Source organism: Nonomuraea sp. NPDC049309 (genome assembly GCF_043196965.1).
GTDB lineage: Bacteria > Actinomycetota > Actinomycetes > Streptosporangiales > Streptosporangiaceae > Nonomuraea > Nonomuraea fastidiosa.
Map to the genome: position 1 here is coordinate 241,658 of NZ_JBICSH010000004.1, position 19,345 is coordinate 261,002.

At 72.5% G+C, this 19,345-nt stretch carries 17 protein-coding genes; 6 read left to right on the plus strand and 11 right to left on the minus strand.

The annotated features are described in order from the left end of the window. Positions 1-98 precede the first annotated feature (98 nt). The gene (locus tag ACGFIM_RS26230; protein ID WP_393204714.1) at positions 99-371 is read right to left on the minus strand and encodes a hypothetical protein; all 273 of its coding nucleotides are present in this window, start codon (positions 369-371) and stop codon (positions 99-101) included. A gap of 543 nt (positions 372-914) precedes the next feature. Between ACGFIM_RS26230 and ACGFIM_RS26235 the strand changes: the two genes are divergently transcribed. Next, on the plus strand, positions 915-1,697 hold the full coding sequence (locus ACGFIM_RS26235) for a hypothetical protein (RefSeq protein ID WP_393204717.1): 783 nt from the start codon (positions 915-917) through the stop codon (positions 1,695-1,697). Positions 1,698-1,799: 102 nt separating this feature from the next. Here the strand turns inward: ACGFIM_RS26235 and ACGFIM_RS26240 are convergent, their stop codons facing one another. Together ACGFIM_RS26240 and ACGFIM_RS26245 are read right to left on the minus strand one after the other, a co-directional pair. Continuing rightward, positions 1,800-2,459, minus strand: coding sequence for a FadR/GntR family transcriptional regulator (locus tag ACGFIM_RS26240; protein ID WP_393204720.1), 660 nt, complete (start codon positions 2,457-2,459; stop codon positions 1,800-1,802). A 62-nt stretch (positions 2,460-2,521) separates the two neighbouring features. Then, entirely contained in the window at positions 2,522-3,769 is a 1,248-nt protein-coding gene (locus ACGFIM_RS26245) for an ADP-ribosylglycohydrolase family protein (protein WP_393204723.1), read from the minus strand. Between the two features lie 72 nt (positions 3,770-3,841). Between ACGFIM_RS26245 and ACGFIM_RS26250 the strand changes: the two genes are divergently transcribed. After that, positions 3,842-5,764, plus strand: a complete 1,923-nt coding sequence (locus ACGFIM_RS26250) for a Xaa-Pro dipeptidyl-peptidase (RefSeq protein WP_393204726.1) — start codon at positions 3,842-3,844, stop codon at positions 5,762-5,764. A 59-nt stretch (positions 5,765-5,823) separates the two neighbouring features. On the opposite strand, the gene ACGFIM_RS26255 is transcribed toward ACGFIM_RS26250, so the two are convergent. From ACGFIM_RS26255 to ACGFIM_RS26275, 5 genes are all read right to left on the minus strand, one after another. Continuing rightward, positions 5,824-7,749, minus strand: a complete 1,926-nt coding sequence (locus ACGFIM_RS26255) for a hypothetical protein (protein ID WP_393204729.1) — start codon at positions 7,747-7,749, stop codon at positions 5,824-5,826. A 66-nt stretch (positions 7,750-7,815) separates the two neighbouring features. Then, on the minus strand, positions 7,816-9,024 hold the full coding sequence (locus tag ACGFIM_RS26260; protein WP_393204732.1) for an FAD-dependent oxidoreductase: 1,209 nt from the start codon (positions 9,022-9,024) through the stop codon (positions 7,816-7,818). Continuing rightward, positions 9,021-9,746 (minus strand): hypothetical protein, encoded by a 726-nt coding sequence (locus ACGFIM_RS26265; RefSeq protein WP_393204735.1) that lies wholly within the window; start codon positions 9,744-9,746, stop codon positions 9,021-9,023. Before ACGFIM_RS26265 ends, ACGFIM_RS26260 begins: the two co-directional genes overlap by 4 nt. A gap of 77 nt (positions 9,747-9,823) precedes the next feature. Beyond that, positions 9,824-10,030, minus strand: a complete 207-nt coding sequence (locus tag ACGFIM_RS26270; RefSeq protein WP_393204738.1) for a hypothetical protein — start codon at positions 10,028-10,030, stop codon at positions 9,824-9,826. Between the two features lie 829 nt (positions 10,031-10,859). Continuing rightward, positions 10,860-11,597 carry a hypothetical protein gene (locus ACGFIM_RS26275; RefSeq protein WP_393204741.1) on the minus strand — a complete coding sequence of 246 codons (738 nt, stop codon included), beginning with the start codon at positions 11,595-11,597 and terminating at the stop codon, positions 10,860-10,862. 222 nt (positions 11,598-11,819) lie between these two features. Here ACGFIM_RS26275 and ACGFIM_RS26280 point away from each other — a divergent pair, with 222 nt between their 5' ends. Beyond that, a complete protein-coding gene (locus ACGFIM_RS26280) occupies positions 11,820-13,082 on the plus strand; it encodes a Scr1 family TA system antitoxin-like transcriptional regulator (RefSeq protein WP_393204744.1) in 1,263 nt (420 codons plus the stop codon). A gap of 881 nt (positions 13,083-13,963) precedes the next feature. Beyond that, a complete protein-coding gene (locus tag ACGFIM_RS26285) occupies positions 13,964-14,788 on the plus strand; it encodes an SAM-dependent methyltransferase (protein WP_393204747.1) in 825 nt (274 codons plus the stop codon). A 109-nt stretch (positions 14,789-14,897) separates the two neighbouring features. Here the strand turns inward: ACGFIM_RS26285 and ACGFIM_RS26290 are convergent, their stop codons facing one another. Then, positions 14,898-15,716, minus strand: a complete 819-nt coding sequence (locus ACGFIM_RS26290) for a DUF4253 domain-containing protein (protein WP_393204750.1) — start codon at positions 15,714-15,716, stop codon at positions 14,898-14,900. Between the two features lie 109 nt (positions 15,717-15,825). On the opposite strand from ACGFIM_RS26290, the gene ACGFIM_RS26295 reads away from it, so the two are divergent. After that, positions 15,826-16,404, plus strand: a complete 579-nt coding sequence (locus ACGFIM_RS26295; RefSeq protein WP_393204753.1) for an HAD family hydrolase — start codon at positions 15,826-15,828, stop codon at positions 16,402-16,404. A gap of 364 nt (positions 16,405-16,768) precedes the next feature. On the opposite strand, the gene ACGFIM_RS26300 is transcribed toward ACGFIM_RS26295, so the two are convergent. Next, complete coding sequence (locus tag ACGFIM_RS26300) at positions 16,769-17,899, minus strand: TIGR03118 family protein (protein WP_393204756.1); 1,131 nt, start codon at positions 17,897-17,899, stop codon at positions 16,769-16,771. A gap of 111 nt (positions 17,900-18,010) precedes the next feature. On the opposite strand from ACGFIM_RS26300, the gene ppgK reads away from it, so the two are divergent. Next, positions 18,011-18,733: a polyphosphate--glucose phosphotransferase gene (ppgK, locus tag ACGFIM_RS26305; protein WP_393204759.1), complete on the plus strand. Its 723-nt coding sequence runs from the start codon at positions 18,011-18,013 to the stop codon at positions 18,731-18,733. A 128-nt stretch (positions 18,734-18,861) separates the two neighbouring features. On the opposite strand, the gene ACGFIM_RS26310 is transcribed toward ppgK, so the two are convergent. Then, a complete protein-coding gene (locus tag ACGFIM_RS26310) occupies positions 18,862-19,293 on the minus strand; it encodes a MarR family winged helix-turn-helix transcriptional regulator (RefSeq protein ID WP_393204762.1) in 432 nt (143 codons plus the stop codon). Between the last annotated feature and the right edge of the window lie 52 nt (positions 19,294-19,345).

Sequence of the window (19,345 nt, forward strand, 5' to 3'; positions counted from 1 at the left end):
GGTCGGTCGGTTGGGTTCTGTGCGGGGTTTGTGGGGGTCGGTCGGTTGGGTTCTGTGCGGGGTTTGTGGGGGTCGGTCGGCTGGGTCCTGCGCGAGGTTCACGGGGTCGGCCGGTGGGGCCCGCGTGAGGCTCGCGGGGGTCGGCCGGGGATGCGGGGGCTGATGCGCCGCTGGTCCACCAGCGCGAGGTAGACCGCGAAGGCGCCACGAGTCCACATGTCGGCCTGCTGCGCGGTCAGGCTGATCTCCTCGCCCTCATGCGAAACGATCATGTATTTGTTCAGCGGCAGGGGCTTCCAGGCCACCAGCACGTTCTCGTAGACGAGCAGGTCGAGCATCGCGGACAGATATTCGCGTCCCGAGGCGGACACGGCGCAAGCCTCCTCGCTCCTCGCCGAATTCTCGCCCTCGCCTTTCCGCCTCCCATTGTGCGCGCCGCAACGGGGTTTCCGCGCCTGCTCTCGACGGAAATTGGCCCGCCGATCAACCCGGGCGCCGGGAACCTCCGCCGTCTGAGCGGTGTATGGGGACCGGAGGTGGTTCTCATGTGGAGAACGATGATCGCGCCGGCCGCCCTGGCGCTCGCGACGGCCCTGCTACCGGCCCCTGTCGCCGGGACGGCGTTACCGGAGTCCGCCGCCGGGACGGCGTTACCGGAGTCCGCCGCCGGGACGGCGTTACCGGAGTCCGCCGCCGGGACGACGTCCGGCGCGGCGTCCGCCGCTGAGCCGCTGAAGGCACGTGCGGGTGTTCATGACGCGGCGGGTGCTTCCGCACCGGCGGGTGCGCGTGCGGCGGGTGCGCTTGGGACGCCCGATGTGCGTGCGGTTGGTGCTTCCGCACCGATGGGCGGGCGTGCGGCGGATGCTCTTGGGACGGCGGGCCTGCGCGCGGAAACCGTCGGCGGGTGGGCGGTGACGTTGCTCGATCCCGTGCCGGACCGGTTCGAGAGCGGGCACACGTACGCGGTGGGGTTCTGGGTGCTGCAGCACGGCACCCACCCGTTCGAGGGCAAGCTGGAGCCGGTCGGGCTGCGGCTCACGCGGGCGGACGGCCGGAGCGTGACCTTCCTGGGCACGCCTCTGCCCGAGCCCGCGCACTACGCGACGTCGGTGGCGGTGCCGAAGGGGGAGTGGAAGGTCGAGGCGCTGCAGGGGTGGTTCCCGCCGTACGAGGTGGGCGTGCTCAAGGTGCCCGGTGAGCTGCGCGTCGCGCCCGTGCCCGCCGAGATGGTGCGGGGCCGGCGTACCGACGGGCTCTGGGGAGCGATCCGGCCCCCGGAGGTCGAACCCGGCGAGGTCCCGGTCCACGTCCCCGCCTCCGCCGCCGCGCTCAAGCGGGTCGCCCCTTCCGTCAAGAGCCCCGCCCCGGACGCCCAGGCCGAGGACGCCACGCCTCCTGCGACGGATTCCGGTGACAGCACGGCGGGCGAGGGCGGCGCGGCGACCACGAACGGGACTGCGACCGGTGAAAGGGCTACGGCCGGTGACGGCACGGCGAGCGTGGCGGGGGAGCGGAGTGCGGCGGGCGAGCGGAGCGCCGCCCCGGGGTCCGGGGTGCCCGCCTACAGCCTGCTGATCGCCGCCGCTGCCGGTGCCGGGCTCGCGGTGGCGGCGCTGCGGCTGGCGGCACGGCGACGGCGGCGGGAGCCGGACCCGCCCGCGGACCCCTCAGCGGACACCCTCGCCTTCCCGTGACGACCGCACCCGCGCAGGGTGGTCGCGGCGCGATGCCTCGCCGTGGCGACCACGCCTGGAATGGTCGTTCCCGCTCCCGTGACGGCCGCGACGGCGGGCGGGTCAGAGGTCTTGTTCCTGCTTGTCCAGGAGGGCGATCGAGACGGCGACGGCCTTGGTGCAGTCGCGGTTCTCGATCGCCTCCAGCAGGTCGGCGTGCCAGGGGTCCGGCTCGAAGGCCGCCTCCTCCTGGCCCCTGACGCTGTCGTGCAGCGCCTCGCTCATGCTGCGGTAGAGGTCGCCGAGCAGCGCGTTGTGCGCGGCCATCGCGACGCTGACGTGGAAGTCCACATCGGCGTCGGCGAACGCGTCGAGGTCGCTCGCCTCGGCGGCGGCGTCCCGGCGGGCCAGGGCGGCGCGCATGGCGGCCAGGTCGTCGTCGGTGCGCCGCTGTGCCGCCAGCCGGGCGGCGACGAGGTCGAGGCCGCGCCGCACGTCGATGATGTCCATCGCGGCCGCCTTGTCGAGCCGGCGCCGCAGGGCGACCTCGGACTCGTCGGTGGCGGTGACGTACGTGCCGTCGCCCTGCCGCGTGTGCAGCAGCCCGGCGTGGGCCAGGACGCGTACGGCCTCGCGCACGGACAGCCTGCTCATGCCGAGGCTCTCCGCGAGCCGGCTCTCCGACGGGATCTTGGTGCCGACGGGCCACACCCCTTCGGCGATCTCCCGGCGAAGCTCGGCGATGGCGGCGTCCACGAGTGAGGTCCGAGCGACGTTACGCATCCACGTTCTCCTCAAACGGCTGACGCCATCCACCCTAGATGCCGGAGGGGGCGGTTGGACGATCACCCCTGGACGCGGGCGAGTTCGGTGGCCAGCCGTTCGATGGTCTCGCGGCCTTCCAGCGGGCGCAGCCAGGCGGCGGGCAGGGCCGCGCGCCCGCGCAGCGCGCCGACGATGTTGCCGCAGACCGAGCCGGTCGAGTCGCTGTCGCCGGAGTGGTTGACCGACAGCAGCAGGGCGCGCTCCACGTCGGGCTCGGCCAGGGCACAGTAGACGCCGATGGCGAGGGCCTCCTCGGCCACCCAGGCGCCGCCGAGCGACTCGACCGCCTCAGGACCGGGCGCGCCCGCCGCGGCCAGGCCGAGGGCGGCGCGGAGCGCGGCGGAGGTCTCCTCATGCTTCGGGTAGCCGGCCAGCAGGCCGAGGGTGCGGCGCACGGCGGGCTCCAGCGCCTCGCCCGCCATGAGGTACGCGATGATGGCGGCGAACGCGCCCGCCGCCAGGTAGCCGGTGGGGTGGCCGTGGGTGATCTGCGCGCAGGCCGCCGAGAGCTCGAACGCCTCCCTGACCGCCCGCTCCCCGCCTTCGGGCGGCGCGATGAGGCCGAACGGCGCGGAGCGCATCACGGTGCCGCAGCCCTTGGAGTCGCGGTTCACCGGACCGGGCTCGCCCCACCGGGCCGGTCCCGGGAAGGGCCGGTGCAGGCCGGACAGGCAGGCGTTGCCGGGGGCGCGCCTGGAGTACAGCCAGCCCTCCTCGCGCAGCGACCCCGTGTGGTGCGGCAGGGAGGCAGGGGGAGGCGTCCGGTAGTCCTGGGTGTCCAGCCACCGCAGGTACGCCTGTCGCACCGCCTCCACGGTCCTTGCGTCCACGAGGCCCCCGTCCGCGGTGCCTTTGTCCGGGGTGCCCCCGTCCGCGAGACCCATGACCCCGGGACCCCTGACCGCGGGACCTCTGACCTCGGGGCCCCGGTCCGCAGGGTCCGCGTCCGCGGGGCTCGAGTCCGATGGGGCCGCGTCCGGGTGCGCGCTCCGCGCGTCGGCGGGCGTCGGCGGCGTCGCTTCGTTACGGTGAGCTGCGGATGTGGCGGCGCGGGCGGTCAGGAGGCCCTCGACGGTGAAGAGCGTCATCTGGGTGTCGTCGGTGATCAGCCCGGTCGCGCCCTGCCGGCCGTGGAGGTACCCGCTGATGCCGGCGGCGCCGTGAGTCCTGCGGATGTCCTGCAGCGACTCGAACTCGATCGGCGCTCCCAGCGCGTCACCGATCGCACCGCCCAGGAGACAGCCCAGCACCCGATCCAAGACATCCATACGTCGGATCTTGCCACCTTCCTGACCGTCTGAGACGGTGGCGCTTGTTCACCGAAGTCCCGGAGGTCACGCGTGTCACAATTACGCCCAGCCCTCTTCGCGGTCGCCCTCACCCTCGCGATCGCGACCCCGGCGCAGGCGGCGACCGGTCCGACCATCACCGTCGAGGACGGCCGTACGCAGCCGGTCTTCTCGTACGCGGACGCGATCCGCGAGCACGTATACGTCGAGTCCACCGTCGACAGCGACGCCGACGGCGCGCTGGACAGGGTCAGGGTGGACATCATCCGGCCCAAGGAGTCCGGCCCGGCGCTCAAGGTGCCGGTGATCATCGATGAGAGCCCCTACTACGACAACTCGGGTCGCGGCAATGAGGGCGAGCGGAAGGAGTACGACGCCGCCGGAAATGTCGTGAAATTCCCGCTGTTCTACGACAACTACTTCGTCCCGCGCGGCTACGCCGTCCTCAACGTCGACATGATCGGCACCACCAAGTCCGACGGCTGCCCCGACATCGGCGGCAAGGCCGACGTGCTGGGCGGCAAGGCGGTCATCGACTGGCTGAACGGCCGCGCCAAGGCCTACCGGGCCGACGGCACCCCGGCCGTGGCCGACTGGACGACCGGCAAGGCCGCCATGATCGGCAAGTCGTACGACGGGACCCTCGCCAACGCCGTCGCCGCGACCGGCGTGGAGGGCCTGAAGACCATCGTCCCGATCTCGGCGATCAGCTCCTGGTACAAGTACCAGCGCTCGAACGGCGTGATCTACAACTACGACTACGCCTCCTGGCTCGCCGGCTACATCGACACCGACCCGGCGGAGAAGTGCGCGCACGTGCGCGACAGGATGGACGCCGAGGACGGCGACGACACCGGGAACTACAACCGGTTCTGGGCCGAGCGCGACTACATCAAGGGCCTGCTCGGCGACGCCTCCAAGGTCAAGGCGAGCGTCTTCGTCGTCCACACCGTCAACGACCTCAACGTCAAGCCCGACAACTTCTCCGCCTGGTGGAAGGCGCTGGCCGACCGCAACGTGCCGCGCAAGATCTGGGTCGGGCAGACCCAGCACGTGGACCCGTTCGACTTCGAGGGCCGCAGGGGCCTGTGGGTGGACACGCTGCACCGCTGGTTCGACCACTGGCTGCTCGGCGTGCGCAACGGGATCATGAACGAGCCCCGCGCGGACGTCGAGGTGGCCCCGGCGAAGTGGATCACCCAGCGCGACTGGCCTGCGCCGCTCGCGCTCAAGGTGCCGTTGCGCCCGTCGGCCGACGGCACGCTCGGGCTCAAGCCCGCCAAGCGCAACAGCACCGCGTCCTTCACCGACGTGCGTATGAGCGAGAACGACATGGTGGCCGACGTGGGCACGGACAAGCCCGGCCGGGTCGCGTTCACCACGGGCGAGCTTCCGCTGAACCTGCGCCTGTCCGGCACGCCGACCGCCGACCTGCGGGTGAAGCTGGACAAGCCGACGGCCAACCTGACCGCGCTGCTGGTGGACTTCGGCACCGACACCCGCGTCGACTGGCGCAACAACCAGGGCATCACCACGCTCACCGAGGAGGACTGCTACGGCGAGAGCACCGCAGAGGACGACGCCTGCTACCGCAAGGTCGTCACGAACGTGGCCACCCGCCCGCTGGAGATCGTCGCCCGCGGCTGGATCGACGTGCAGAACCGCGACTCGCTCAGCGAGGCCAAGCCGCTGCCCCCGGGCACGTACGGCACGGTCAAGTGGCTGACGCTGCCGCAGGACTACACGTTCAAGAAGGGCCACCGCATCGGCCTGATCGTGGCCGGCACCGACTCCACCTACACCGGTGAGCAGGGCACCGGCGCGACCGTCACCATCGACCTGCGCAACAGCAGCGTCAGCCTGCCGTTCGTGCTCGGGAGCCCGCTGGCCGACGTGCCGAAGGACGCGACGACGTTCCGCGGCCCGGCCGATCCGGCGCTGCCGGAGCCCGAGCCCGGGTTCCACTTCTTCTAAGGATCCCTCGGGCAGGAGGCCCGCACCTGGGCCTCCTGCCCGCCTCCTGCCCGGCTCTGTCAGCCGCAGCTCGCGTCGGGGGAGGGCGTCCAGGCGACGTTCAGGGTGAGCGTGCCGCCGCCCGTCGTGGTGCCGCCGGTGGTCTCGCCGTCGCCGGTCGCGGTGCCCGCCCACTTGACGGTGATCTTCCCGCGCCGCACGTCAGGCCGGGCGTCGCAGCGCTCCAGCCGGTGGGGAACCCGGAAGCGGGTGCCCGAGACGGTGATGCCGCCGGTGCCGGTCGCGGAGACGATCTCGCAGTCGCCGGTGCACATCAGCTTGAACGATCCCGTACGCCGCTCGCCCAGCCACGCCGACGACGGCGACAGCTTGGCCACCGGCGCCGCGGGCTTCGGCAGCGCGCTCTTCCTCGGCACCGCCTTCATGCCCGACCCCGCGCCCTCACCGGCGCCTGTCCCGGACGGCTCCCGGCCGTCCGCCTCCCGCTCGACCTTGCTCTCGGGCCTGCTCGCGGGCCTGCTCGCGGCATCGGTCTCCGCGCTGGACCGGGCGGCGGCCTTGCTGAGCGCCGGCTGCTGTCCCGCCTGGCCGTTCATGATGGCCCAGATCAGCCCGGCGGCGAGCAGGCCCACGCCGGAGATCAGCGCCAGCCTGACCACGGTCCTGATCGGCGCGCCCTGCTCGGGGTCGTCGCCGGGCGGCTCGCGCCAGTACTCCTGCCACTGCCCGCCGTCCCCGCCGGGCGGCTGGACGAAGTTCGCCACCGTGATCCCGCCGTACCGGATGACCGGTGCCTCGTGGCGCACGCCGTTGCTCTCGCCCTTGAGCGCGGTGCTGTAGACGAGCTTGTCGCCGTTGACGCCGCCACGGAACGGCCTGGTGCGGCTCGGTGGCGTGAACGGATGCCGCCACCGCACCGCCGGCGCCGCGCCGGGCTCATCGGGGACGTGAGCGGTGGCATCGGGTCCGGCGTCGGGTCTGGCATCAGTGCCGGCATCGGAACCGGTGTCCGTGTCGTACTCGGCGTACGTGGGGGCGGCCAGCGGCATCGGCAGCCGGGGCGCGGGCGGCTTCGTGATGCCCTCCAGCGGCAGTCGCGCCGCGGGTATGGTCGGGGGCTCCTGGTCGGCGGCGGCCGCGCCCGCCGCCGACCAGGGCTCTCCCGGGGTCGCCGTCGTGGGGCCGGCGACCCGGGCGGACGGCATGGCGCCGGCGACCGGTGGAGACTGCGACGACATCTCCACCAGTGTGCGTGCCTGCACCGGGAAGCCGTCGGCCCGCCAGAGAGGTCCCTCGCCGGGCAACGGCTGCGCGGACGCCAGCCGGTTGGGAAGCGTGCCGGGCAATGTGGCGATGGGCAGGCGGCGCAGCAGCGCGGCCGCCGTCATCGTCCTGGGCGCGGCCCGGCAGATCGCGCACGATGGGATGTGCCGGCCGATCCTGGCCCTGGCCCGGCGGCCCGGCGCGGCGACCCACGCCTCCATCCGGGCGGCCAGGTCGGGGCAGCCGCCGCGGGAGCGGGCCGCGATGATCGCGGCGAACCACTCCTCCAGGCCGGCCGCGGCCCTCGCGACGATGCCGTGCACCTCGGCCGCGGGCAGCTCGAAGATCACCGCCAGCTCGGCGTCGGACAGGCCGTGCCGTACCGAGAGGTCGAGCAGCTCGCGCTGCGGCCGCTCCAGCGACAGCAGGGCCTCGGGCAGCAGCTCCGACATGCGTCCTGGACGCGACCACGAGCCGATGCTCGCCGGTGTCGCCACGAACGCCCGGTGCGCGCGGGCCACCGCGTACAGCCAGGGGCGGCGCAGGGCGGGGTCCACCACGCGGTCCGCGTACAGGTGCGCCGTGATCGCGGCGCCGGCCACGGCCTGCTCGGCGTCGCCCGCGGCGAGCTCGGTGCGGCAGTAGTCGTAGAGCCGGGCGCCGTGCGTGTCGCACAGGTCACGGATGGCCTGGCGAGCGTCGTCCGGCAGAGTTCGCCACATCCGGTGTCACCTCCTCGATTTGGTACGCGGGCTCCATTCGGTACGCGGGCGGGCGGCGTCCAAGCGTCAGGCCCTCCCCACGGCTTTGGGCACGGCGTTCTGGATCGGTTTCACGGGGTGCGGCACCGGGTCGAGCAGCGACGCCTGCGCCAGGTAGGCGCGGGTGGCGTCGGGGTCGCCCGCGATGGCCCGCAGCCCGGCCATGGCCGCTTCGAGCCTGGCACTGTCACGTTCCCGCACGCCGGCGGGGCGCGTCTCGCCGCGCGGTATCACCCGGTGCATGAGCACCGAGCGGCGCCGCCACGCCCACGCCTCCAGCGCGGCCGCGGGCGCGTACCCGCCGATCACCGCCGCGATCACCTTGGCGGCCTCGGCGGCGTCGTGGATGCCCGCGTTCATGTTGAGCCCGCCGATGGTGGAGGTCGAGTGCGCCGCGTCCCCCACGAACAGCACCCGCCCGCACCGGTACGAGGTCAGCACCCCGCGCGAGAGCTGGAACCGGTCGGCCCCCGTCACCCTGATGGGCTCGGTGGCGCCCGGCAGGGACCGGCGGACCAGCAGCGACAGGTTCGACGGCGACAGCGGCTCGTGCGCCTCGCACGGCATCTTGAAGATGATCCGCCAGTGGTCGGGCAGCGCGAGCAGCGTGCACGACTGCTGCACGTCGCGTACGTACGTCAGCGGCGCCAGGCTCGGCAGCAGCCGGTCCAGCGGCGCGTCGGTGAAGACCCGCAGCGCCTGGGCCGTGCAGGTGTTGCGGGGGAACGGCAGGCCGAGCGCGGCCCGCACCGTGCTGTGCGCGCCGTCGGCGGCGATCATGTACCGGGCCCGCGTCCAGGTGTGGCCGACGCGGACCCGGATGCCCGTGCCGCCCTCGGCGACGCCGTCCACCTGGGAGCCGAAGCGCACGTCCACGTTGGGGTAGACGTTGAGCGCCGCGAGCAGCAGGGGGGTCAGTACGCTCTGGTCGGCGTGAATCCTGAAGGGGTGCTTGGTCAGGCCGTCGAGCCGGTTCATGCCCATCTCGGCGAGCACGAGCCCCGACCTGTCGCGCCACTGCACCCGGTCCACCACCCGGCCGCTGGCGACCAGCCGGGCGGCCACGCCGAGGTCGGCGAGCAGGTCGAGGGTGGCGGGGTGGAAGGTGCAGGCGCGCGGCTGCCTGGGCAGCGCGCTCTCCCGCTCCAGCACGGTGACCGGGATGCCGGCCCTGGCCAGGGAGAGCGCGGCGGTCAGCCCGGCCGGCCCGGCTCCGGCGACGATGACGCCGTTCATGCCCTGCCTCCCGTGTGCGCCACCCTCCGCACGACCGTCCTGCGGTGGGGGAGCGGGCTGAACGTCACCTGCCGCCCGAACGCCCTGGACAGCGACCACCAGGCCACGGCGAGGTTGGTGGTGAGCAGCCTGCGCTCGTTGCCGCTGGTCAGCGGCCCGAGCACGGGCAGGGTCGGCAGGCCGGTGCCGGTGAACAGCAGCGCCGCGTCCTCCGGCGGCTCGGCCGACTCGACCTGGGCGATCAGCTCCTCGGGGGTGACCGCGTACGAGGAGTAGCCGTCTCTCGCGCGGATCTGCACGACCTGCGTGACGGTGACGCCGGCGGCCTTCCAGAACCGCTCGGCGAGATCGGTCACCCACGGCTCGTACGGCGAGACCAGCACGATGTCGCTCACGCCGAGGTGGTCGAGCGCTTCGCGGGTAGCCATCGTCGCCGAGGCGACCGGCAGCTTCGTCGCCGCCGTCAGCTCCATGCACTGGGCGCGGTCCTCGTCGGGGCCCAGCAGGTAGCGGGGCTCCGTGCAGGCCATGACCAGCGCGTCCAGCCGCAGGCCGCCGAAGGCGCGCGCCATCGCGGGCAGCGCGGCGTTGTAGCTCTCCAGGCGGTCGGTCAGCGACGGCAGCGGGCTGATGGGGAGGCGGGTGACGTACATGTCGGCACGCGAGCCGAACAGCCGGGTGAGTTCCGGCTCGGCGGAGGGGTTCTCCGGCGCGACGATCACGCCGATCCTGCCGCGGCTCACAGCGTGCCCCGGACGGTGCGCATGGTCTTCCTCCTGTGCGGGAAGGCGAGAAACGGTCACGAGGCGCGGTGCCGGAGCGCCTGGTCGATCTCGGTGATGGCCTCGACGGACACCTGCCGGATGCGGCGCAGCCGGTGCACGGTGCGCGCCTGCGGAGGCGGGCCTGCCCGGTCCTCGTCGCCGTGGGGCGGCGGCGGGCCCGGCCTCATGCTCCGCGGGTGCATCTCGTGCGGTTGTGACCTGCGCGTTTCGTCGGTGAGCATGGGCGCTCCTGATCTATAGCGGGGGTCCTGGTCGGTTGCGGGCGAGGTCGTGGGCCTGCGGGCGGGCGCGGCCGCGTGCCGCGTACCCGGCCGGAGGCGGCGCGCCGTGCGGCGAGGAGCCGGCGCGGGACCGCCGGCCCCTCCTCCGCCGCGCGCTGAGATCGTCGTCCGGTCTCACGTCCCGCCGCCACGGCGACCCGCACCAGCGCCGTGGCGGCGAGCAGAACGGCGGCCGGCGAGGCGGCCGAGGGCCCGTGCCCTGGCTCTGCCGCCCGCCGGGACGGCCGGTCGATCGGCTCTGTGGCGCCCGCCCTGCCGATCGATCCGCCGATGCCGTGAAGGTGAAGCCGGCCCCTGGCGCTACCCCTCGAGTCGGCCAGCACGCCAGCCGCTACCGCGCTGGCCGACAGCACCGCGCCGACTGAGTCGGGCACGTGCCGCACGGTGCCGGAGGGGCGGGGAAGCGCCGGGGCCGGCGCTGGATGCGCTGCCACCGTTCCCGCACTGTCGGCGTACGGGTCCGGCAGGCCGCGCGCGGCCCGCACCCTCCCGTCGCCTGATGGCAGCGCCGGCATTCCGGCGCCTGCGCTCGTGCGCACCGGCGCGCCGCCATACGGCGGCCTGCCGGTCGAGTGAGCGCCGGTGTACGGCGCGAGCGAGGCGGAGAACCGCGCCGCGGCGCCGATGTCGGGACGGGACCCGCGAGGACGCCGCGCGTCGCCGCGGAACCCGTCAGGACGGAAGTCATCCGAACGGGGCCGCCCTCCCCGCCGTCCCGGCCGGGGCGCGGCCGTGATGACCGTGGCCGCGCCCGCGCCTCGTGTGGTCGTCATCGGGCCGTCACCGCTCTTTCGGCCACGTTCGGGACGCTGACGCAGACCATGCGCTCCGTCAGCCCGGCACCGTGTGCCGCCAGGCGGGGCCCGGCCGTCCGCGTACGCACCGGTCCCGCACCACCGGCGACCGTACGCGCGACCTTCGAGGCCAGGACGAGGTGCTCGCCGCAGCGCCGGGCCACCTTGGCCTCGAGGCCGGCCACCTGGGCCAGCCTCAGCCGCAGCGGCTCCAGCGACGACCGGCGTTCGAGCCCTTCGAGGTCGGCCAGCCGGGCGGGCCAGCGCAGCGCCTCGGCGCAGCGGGCCTCGACCTCGGCGGGCACGTCCTGCGCAGGATGCCCGTCGTGGCACAGCCGGGTGGCGAGCATGACGGCGGTGAACGCCGTCTTGTCGAAGTCGGCCAGCCGTCCCTTGAGGGCCGCGCCCAGCATCCTGACGCGGTGGCTCAGGCAGACCGCACTCCACCCGAGCAACAGCAGCCGTTCCGGTCCCGTCTCCGTGTGCCAGCCGGCCAGCCGCAGCTCGCGGGCCATCCGGTGGTAGTAGCGCCAGCGGTGACGGGGGCTGTCCAGCCAGACCTGGAGACCGCCCAGCGGCAGCTCGGCGACATGGACCTCGTCGCCTGCGTCAGGCCCGGCCACGCGGGCGCAGATGCGGCGCACCGCCTGTTCCTGCCCGGCGGAGACCGGATCTTCCAGGAACCGGGAACCATCCCGGCGCTCCATGGTCATGTCCGGCCACCTCCTTGCCTGGGGAACTCTCCAGTACCCGTGGCTGTTAAGCCACAGTTACCACGCGCTTCTGATGGTCCGCTTATATGGTGGGCTATGTCAACTCACAGTTTGCGAATAAGTTGATACCTCATCGCGTGGCAGAGCTTGCCCGCATGGCAGGGGACACCGGGCCCCGCGTCCCTTACGCTGGAAAAGTTCACGGGCGGTAGGAGGTGCGCCGTGGCGAACTTCGCCGAGCGGCTCGATCTCGCGCTGACCAAGCGCGGCTACACGGGCGCGCAGGTCGCCGCCGCCCTGACGGAGGCCGGCATCCCGATCACGCGCGCCTACATCAGCCAGCTGCGCACCGGCAAGCAGACCAACCCCACCCTCCAGGTGCTCAGGGCGCTGGCCTCGTGCCTGCAGGTGAGCGTGGGCTGGCTGGTCGGTGACGACTACCTCGAATCGGGCTCGGTCGAGGACCTGCAACTGCGGGCCGCCTCACTCGGGCTGGCCGCGTCCGGGCTGTCGGAGAGCTCGCTCGAAGTGCTGCGCGGCGTGGTCGAGCTGGCGCGCAAGGCCGAGGGCCTGCCGGAGGAGCCCGAGCGCGAGCGCACCGCCGACATCCCCGACGCGGTCGCGCCGCTGAGCGATCCGCAGCGCCGGGCGCTCGGCAAGCGGCTGCACGGCCTGCGCACGTCCGCCGGGCTCTCGGTCGAGCAGGTCGAGACCGCGCTCGGCAAGGGCGCCGCGGCGATCCCCGCCATCGAGGAGGGCCGCATCGCGCCCGCGCCCATCACGGTCGAGCGCCTGCTCACCCTCTACGGCGTCACCGCGCCGCCCATCCGCGAGTACGTCCTGAGCCTGGCCAGGGGCGAGCGCGAGGCCGCCTGGTACGACGCCCAGTCGGTGCCGGTCTGGCTGGCCACCGGGTACGCGCTCGAACAGCGCGCCACCGTGATCCGCAGCTACCACACCCAGTTCGTCCCGCCGCTGCTGCAGACCGAGGAGTATGCGCGGGCCGCCATCACCGTGGCCGGCCCCGCCATCTACGGCCAGCAGACCATCGACGAGGCCGTGGCGCTCGTCATGGCGCGGCAGGAGGCGCTGCCCCGCGACAACGGGCTGGTGCTGTGGGCGGTGATCGACGAGAGCGTGCTGACCCGCTCGATCGTCGGCCGGCACGTCCAGCTGCGCCAGCTCGACGTGCTCCTCGAACACGCCAAGCGGCCCAACGTCTCGCTGCACGTGGTGCCGATGGACGATCCCGTGTACGTGCCGCGCACCGGGCCGTTCACGATCTGGCGCTTCGCCGAGGCGTACGAGCCGGACATCGCCTGCGCTCACGGCATCGAGTCCGACACGCTGATCAGCGACGCGGCCGCGGTGGAGGTCTACCACCAGGCGTTCACCAAGCTGTCGGTGACGACGACCACCCGGGACGAGACGTTCGAGCTGCTCAACCAGCATCGCGAAAGGCTTTCGCGTTCGCTCGGCAAATGAGCTCCCCGTCACTTCGACGACGGCGGATCGCCGTTTTCCGTCTGCCGGAAAAAATCCGCCCCGGTCTGCGCGGAATCGCGCCGGCGGGTGTCGTTGCCGCCCTTTGCGGTCGTTTTCGGTCGGCTGCGCTCTCGGCCGCGAGATCGTTCGTGAGCGGCCGCGCTCCCGTCCCTTGAGGTCGTTTTCGGCGGGACCGCTTCCGGGGCCGTGTGATCGTTTTCGGCGGACTCGCCGTCCGTCCGCGTGATCGTTTCGGGTGGGCTCGCTGTCTGCTCGTGTGAGCGTTTGTGGTGGGCTCGCTGTCCGTCCGTGTGAGCGCTTGTGGTGGGCTTGCCGTCTGCCCGCGTGATTGCTTGCGGTGGCTCCCCGTCCGTCCGCGTGAGCGTTCGTCGCCGCGTGGCGGCCGTGCCTTATGGCCGCTCCCGCTCCCGCTTTCGAGATCGGTTCGACGGCCGAGCGCGCCTCCGCTTCGAAGACGTTCGAGGCCGGCTGCGCGCTCTCTGCCTGCGCGGACTTGTCGCCGGCGGAGCGCTCTCCTCGCTTCCTGAGGCCGTTCATGGGCGGCCGCGCTTTCGCCTCCGAGATCGTTCGCGTCCGGACCCGTCCCATTCCGAAAGATCTTATGGGCGGCTCTGGTTCCCGCTCGGGAGGTCGTTATGGCCGGCCCTGGTTCTCGTCCGGGAGATCGTTATGGGTGGATCCCCTTCCCGTCCGGGAGATCGTTCATGCCTGGACGAGGTAACTGACATATACCCAAAACCAATAGTTTTCGCGGTTGTTTTTCCCGGTGTGCGGGGGATCATAAGGCTTGGGTCATCGAGTGGGGTCCGTAAGGACAACTTTCTCCGAGATTGTGGGCGAGGGGAAAGGGGCAACACTCAATGCGTCAGCGTGCCATCCGAAATCTGGCGAAGCTGGAGCTGACCCAAGCGAGAGTCACCCGGATTCTCGACGCCGCGGCCGGCGGGAAGAACCATTTCTCGGCCGATCGTGACGTCGTGCGGCGCTACGACCAGGCCGCGCCCGTCACCACCACGGCCGCCCGTGCCGTGCTGCGGTTCCTGACCCGGGTGGTCCACCACCTGGCGCTCCAGGGAGTGGACCAGTTCGTGATCGTCGGCAGCGGCGTGCCCAGCGGCCTGCCGCCGGGCCGGCAGCTGCACGACGTCGCGCGCAGGAACCCGACCGGGTTCGTGCCGCGCGTCGTCTACGTCGAGAACGACCCGATGGTGCTCGCCGGCGCGCGCGCCACCATCGAGCCCATCACCGACTGCGTCCGCGTCGTCGAAGGCGACCTCAGCGAGATCGACGAGGTGCTCGACGACCGCGTGATGCAGACGTTCCTCGACTGGGACCGGCCCATGGCCGTGCTGCTGCTGTCGGCCTACAGCCTCAACGACGACGAGTACTTCCACTACGTGATCAAACGCATCCGCCAGGTCGTGCCCGAGCGGAGCTATCTGACGCTGGTGCAGACCACGTTCGACGCCATACCCGCCGAGCTGCTGCCGGCCATCCACGACCTGGTGGCGATGACGCTGCCGGGGCACGCCGTACGCACCCGGGAGGAGGTCAAGGGGCTGCTCGAAGGGCTGAAGCTGGTCGAGCCGGGGCTGGTGTGGGTCCCGGACTGGCGGCCCGACGCCCTGGAGGACTGCGAGCCCGGCGCGTCCGGCACGTACGGGGCCGTCGCGCACATCCCGTGACCGCGGGCGGCGGGGCCGGACGAGACCCGGCCCCCGCGCGAGCCGCCCCCTGAAGCGGCGCGCGGCCGCACCAGCGGGCGCTAAGGACCCGCGGCCCGCCCGGTGGGGCTCAGTCCCACCAGAACGACCAGGCGTGTCCCCCGATGATCTGCTCGGCGTACCCCTGCAGGTCGCCCGGCCCCTGGACCACGTTGTCAGGACAGAACGTCCAGTGCTCGGCCGCCACGTGCAGCGCGTGCTCGTGATCGACGGGCGGCGCCGCCACGCTCAGGTCGAGCGTGTTGAACCCGACGCTCACCACGCGCGCCCCGAAGCGGTCCTCCCAGCTCCGCACGACCGCGGCCATCGGCACCATCCACTCGTTGTGGTGCAGCGCCCCCTGCCAGCCCATGACGGCCAGCGCGTCGGCGCCTCGGTCGGCCGCGACCAGCCCCAGCGGCATCCCCTTGGCCGCCAGCTCGCCCGCCAGCCACTCGGCCACCGCCTCGGGATCGGCCCGCAGCTTGCCGGGCGGTGCGGGGCCCGGACAGATCGCGCCGAACGGCTCGATCTCCGACAGCGCCTCAGGCGGCATCTGCGCCACCCACTCCTCCCACACCTCGGCCATGAAGCCCTCGGCGGTGAAGTGGTCGATCTGGCGGGGATCGTCCGGCACGACCTGCCCGACCCCCCATGGCTGCGCCGACTCGTCCAGCAGCAGCGGCCACAGGCCGCTGTGCGGGTGCCATTCGCGCAGCAGCGCCCAGTCGGCGCCGGTCGCATGGTCATCGCTCATCCAGAACGCCGGTCGCGATGCCTTGCCCTGCCCGGTGTAGCCGGGGTCCGGCCAGACGACGTCGCCGGGAGGCAGCGTGACGGGCAGCCTCCTCCCTCTGCCGCCGTCGGCGAACAGCTGGCACAGCTCGCGTGGCAGCTGATGATCGCTCATGCCCTACCGTTCCGATACCGAATGCCGTCTCGGAGATGGTAGTGCGGCCGGTCGCCTCGGCACCTGCGGCGGGGGCGGGGGTTGCGCGCACCCGGCAGAATGGTGGGCTGTGATCCCCTTCGACGCGGTTCTCACCGACTTCGACGGCGTGCTGCGCCACTTCGACCACGCTGCCCAGGCCGAGATCGAGGCCCGTTACGGCCTGCCGATCATCAAGACGGCCTTCGACCCTGAGCTGATCATGCCGGCGACGCTGGGCCTGCGCACCGAGGCCGAATGGGCCGAGTCGATCGCGGTGGCCCTGGGCGGCGACGAGCGTGCCCGGCAGGCGGTGGCCGAGTTCATCGGGATCAGATTCTGGGTGGACGAGCAGGTCAGGGAGCTGCTGGCCCGGGTGCAGGCGCACGTGCCCGTGGTCATCGTGACCAACGCCATGGACACCCTGGAGTCGCACATCGACATGCTCGGGCTCACGTACTTCGCCGACGCCGTGGTCAGCAGCGCCAGGGTCGGCGTGGCCAAGCCCGACCGGCGCATCTACGAGATCGCCGCCGAGCAGGCGGGCGCCGCGCCTGAGCGCTGCCTGTTCGTGGACGACCGGCTGCAGAACGTCGAGGCGGCCAGGGCGCTCGGCATGACCGGCGTCCACTACCGCACGTTCGACGACCTGGCCGCAGTGCTGGGGTGAACCGGGCCGGTCTTGCATCGGGCCGGTCCGCATCAGGCCGGTCTGCATCGGGCTGGGTCGGATCGAGCGGGATGGCGGCGCCGGAATGAACCGGGCCGGTCCGCATCGGGCCGGTCCGCATCGGGCCGGGTCGGATCGGGTGGGGTCGGATCGGGTGGGGTCGGATCGGGTGGGGATGAGCGGCGCGGTATGGAATCGGGCCGGGATGAGTGGGGTGGGGCGCCGCGCGATCGGGCGCCAGGAGTGAGCGGGCGTCTCCGGCGCGGCTCGCGCCGTCCGCGCCGGAGACCTTCCGGCCGCCCTCCCGGCCCTGGAGTCGGGCTGCGCCCCTCGCCGGGCTGGAGGGACGGCGGCCGAGCGCCGGTCAGTACCCGCCGTAGGGATTCTGGGAGGGGGGCCGGGTGGCCGGGGCGCTCGTCTTCGGGGCCGACGGCTTCGGCGCCGCGGCCGCCCCGTTCGAGCCGACCTTCGTGCCCTTCGGGGCGATCACTCCGATCAGGCCGTGCTTGGTGCCGTCGATGCCGGCGGAGAACCACAGGGCCTTCTCGCCACCGGTCGCCGCGGTGCCGGGCTCCAGGTCCCACAGGCCGGGCAGCACGATCGGCTTGCCCGCGGAGTCGCGCAGCGCGCCGAGGTGGCGGCCCCCCTTGTACGCGTGCACGGTGCCGTCGCCGAAGTTGCCGACGAGCAGCGCGCCCGCGTACTCGCCCCAGCCCTTGGGCGCGGCGCTCAGGCCCCAGGGCGCGTTGAGCCCGACGCGGGAGATGCGCCCGGTGAGCCGCCCGTTCGCGTTGAACCGGCTGACGAAGCCCTTGCCGTTGCCGAAGACCGGCTTGCCGGTCTTCGCGTCGCGCAGGGCGTAGGCGACCCAGATGTTGCCGTTGACCACCGCCACGTTGTAGGCCTTGTAGCCCTTGGGCAGCGCCGAGTCCCTGAACTGCCAGCGCGCCAGCTTGATCCGCCGGAAGTCCTTGTCGAAGGCGTGGATGCGCCCACTGGCGAAGTCGGCCGCCAGCAGGAACGCCTCGTCCTCGGTCCGGACGAGCTCCAGTCCCTTGTAGTCGGCGCCGCGGGTGAAGGCCGCGATGATCGCGTTGGCCGGGTCGGCCTCCGCGTTCCAGCCGGTGATGGCGCCGCTCGGGCTGGAGAAGATGAACGTGGCCGGCTTGCCTTTGACGGTGAAGCCGTCGCCGGGGTTGAACACCTGGCCGGTCGGGGCTCCTCCGGGGATCGCCACCTCCGTCTTCTCCTTCTTGCCGGTGCCGGAGTAGACGGTGGCGGTGCCGGTCCCGGTGTTCGAGACCCACAGAGTCTTGCCCATGGCCAGGCCCCACGGGTTGACGACCTTGGGGTCGGTGACAGGGGCTTTGCCCTTGACGTCCGACACAAGGTTGATGACGTCGAAACGCGTCCTGGTGGTGGCGTGTGCGGGAGTGGTGAGAGTCGCTCCCAGAACGACCGCAACAGCGCAGAGTGTGATGATGCGTGGCCGCATCCGGTGCCTCCTAATGAGCGCTTGTGACGCGAGATACGTGGGCGACGGGTGGCGGGTTCAGCCGGACCGAAAAGGGGAGTTCGCAGCCGTCCTGACGGGGAGAGGAAAAGCATGAAAGTCTTGGGCATCGACATCGGCGGTTCCGGAATCAAAGGCGCGCCGGTCGACACGGAGACCGGTGAGCTGGTCGAGGAGCGGCTGCGCATTCCCACGCCGGAGCCGTCGGGGCCGGACCCCGTCGCCGGAGTGGTGAGCGCGATCAAGGAACATTTCGACTGGAAAGGTCCCGTCGGTGTGACCTTTCCCGGCGTCGTCGTCGGGGGCGTGGTGCGCTCGGCGGCCAACATCGACCGCTCGTGGATCGGCGTGGACGCGGCCCGCCTCTTCGGCGGTGCGACCGTGCTCAACGACGCCGACGCGGCGGGCCTGGCCGAGATGCGCTTCGGCGAGGGGCGCGGGCGGCAGGGGACGGTGCTGGTGCTGACGTTCGGCACCGGCATCGGCAGCGCGCTGTTCACCGACGGGGTGCTGGTGCCCAACACCGAGCTGGGGCATCTGGAGCTGCGCGGCAAGGACGCCGAGCACCGCGCGTCCGCCAGGGCGCGCGAGGAGCACGACCTGAGCTGGGAGAAGTGGGCGGGGCGGGTGGAGGAGTATCTGCGGCACGTCGAGATGCTGTTCTCGCCCTCGCTGTTCATCATCGGGGGCGGCGTCAGCAGGAAGGCCGAGAAGTTCCTGCCGCACGTGAAGATCGACACGCCCGTCGTGCCCGCCGGCCTGCAGAACCAGGCCGGCATCATCGGCGCCGCCCACGCGGCCGCCGCCCGCGCGTAGCCGCGGCAGCGCCCTGCCGCCGCGCATCCGTCGCCGTGCCGGGACCGCTCGAGCCCGGTCCGCCGCGCATCCGTCGCGCGCCGGGACCGCTTGAGCCCGGCCGCGCGTAGCCGCGAGCGTCCGGCGCGTCAGCCTCCCAGGGCCTCGGCCATCTCGGCGAGGCGGCGCGCCAGCGCCTCCGCCTCCTCCGCGGTCATGGGGGAGTTCATCCGCTGCTCGACGGCCGTCACGTCGGCCCTGGCCGCCTCCAGGCGCCGCCGCCCCTCCTCGGTGAGCCGGGCGGGCAGCGCCCGGCCCGACGGGGCCGTCGCGGGCCGCTCGACGAGCCCGGCCTCCTGCAGGTTCTGCAGCAGCACGTTCATCGACTGCCGGGTGACGAACGTGCCGCGCGCCAGCTCGGCGTTCGACATGCCGGGCCGCTGCCGGAGCAGCTCCAGGCACGAGTACTGCGGGGTGGTCAGCCCGTGGACGCGCAACACGTCGTCCATGGCCGCCCGCAGGGCCGCCTGCACCCGCTTGAGCTGGTAACCCACGCTGATCTCGAGGTCCTCTTGCGCCATGTCAACATTCTGACATACAGTCTCTATGTCAAAGTCCTGACATCGCAGAGGA

What these genes read in the sequence shown, in the direction of transcription:
- ACGFIM_RS26240 (WP_393204720.1), bottom strand. Translation starts at nt 2,459, where the DNA reads ATGCGTAACGTCGCTCGGACCTCACTCGTGGACGCCGCCATCGCCGAG.
- ACGFIM_RS26245 (WP_393204723.1), bottom strand. Translation starts at nt 3,769, where the DNA reads ATGGATGTCTTGGATCGGGTGCTGGGCTGTCTCCTGGGCGGTGCGATC.
- ACGFIM_RS26255 (WP_393204729.1), bottom strand. Translation starts at nt 7,749, where the DNA reads ATGTGGCGAACTCTGCCGGACGACGCTCGCCAGGCCATCCGTGACCTG.
- ACGFIM_RS26260 (WP_393204732.1), bottom strand. Translation starts at nt 9,024, where the DNA reads ATGAACGGCGTCATCGTCGCCGGAGCCGGGCCGGCCGGGCTGACCGCC.
- ACGFIM_RS26270 (WP_393204738.1), bottom strand. Translation starts at nt 10,030, where the DNA reads ATGCTCACCGACGAAACGCGCAGGTCACAACCGCACGAGATGCACCCG.
- ACGFIM_RS26275 (WP_393204741.1), bottom strand. Translation starts at nt 11,597, where the DNA reads ATGACCATGGAGCGCCGGGATGGTTCCCGGTTCCTGGAAGATCCGGTC.
- ACGFIM_RS26285 (WP_393204747.1), top strand. Translation starts at nt 13,964, where the DNA reads ATGCGTCAGCGTGCCATCCGAAATCTGGCGAAGCTGGAGCTGACCCAA.
- ACGFIM_RS26290 (WP_393204750.1), bottom strand. Translation starts at nt 15,716, where the DNA reads ATGAGCGATCATCAGCTGCCACGCGAGCTGTGCCAGCTGTTCGCCGAC.
- ACGFIM_RS26300 (WP_393204756.1), bottom strand. Translation starts at nt 17,899, where the DNA reads ATGCGGCCACGCATCATCACACTCTGCGCTGTTGCGGTCGTTCTGGGA.
- ppgK (WP_393204759.1), top strand. Translation starts at nt 18,011, where the DNA reads ATGAAAGTCTTGGGCATCGACATCGGCGGTTCCGGAATCAAAGGCGCG.
- ACGFIM_RS26310 (WP_393204762.1), bottom strand. Translation starts at nt 19,293, where the DNA reads ATGGCGCAAGAGGACCTCGAGATCAGCGTGGGTTACCAGCTCAAGCGG.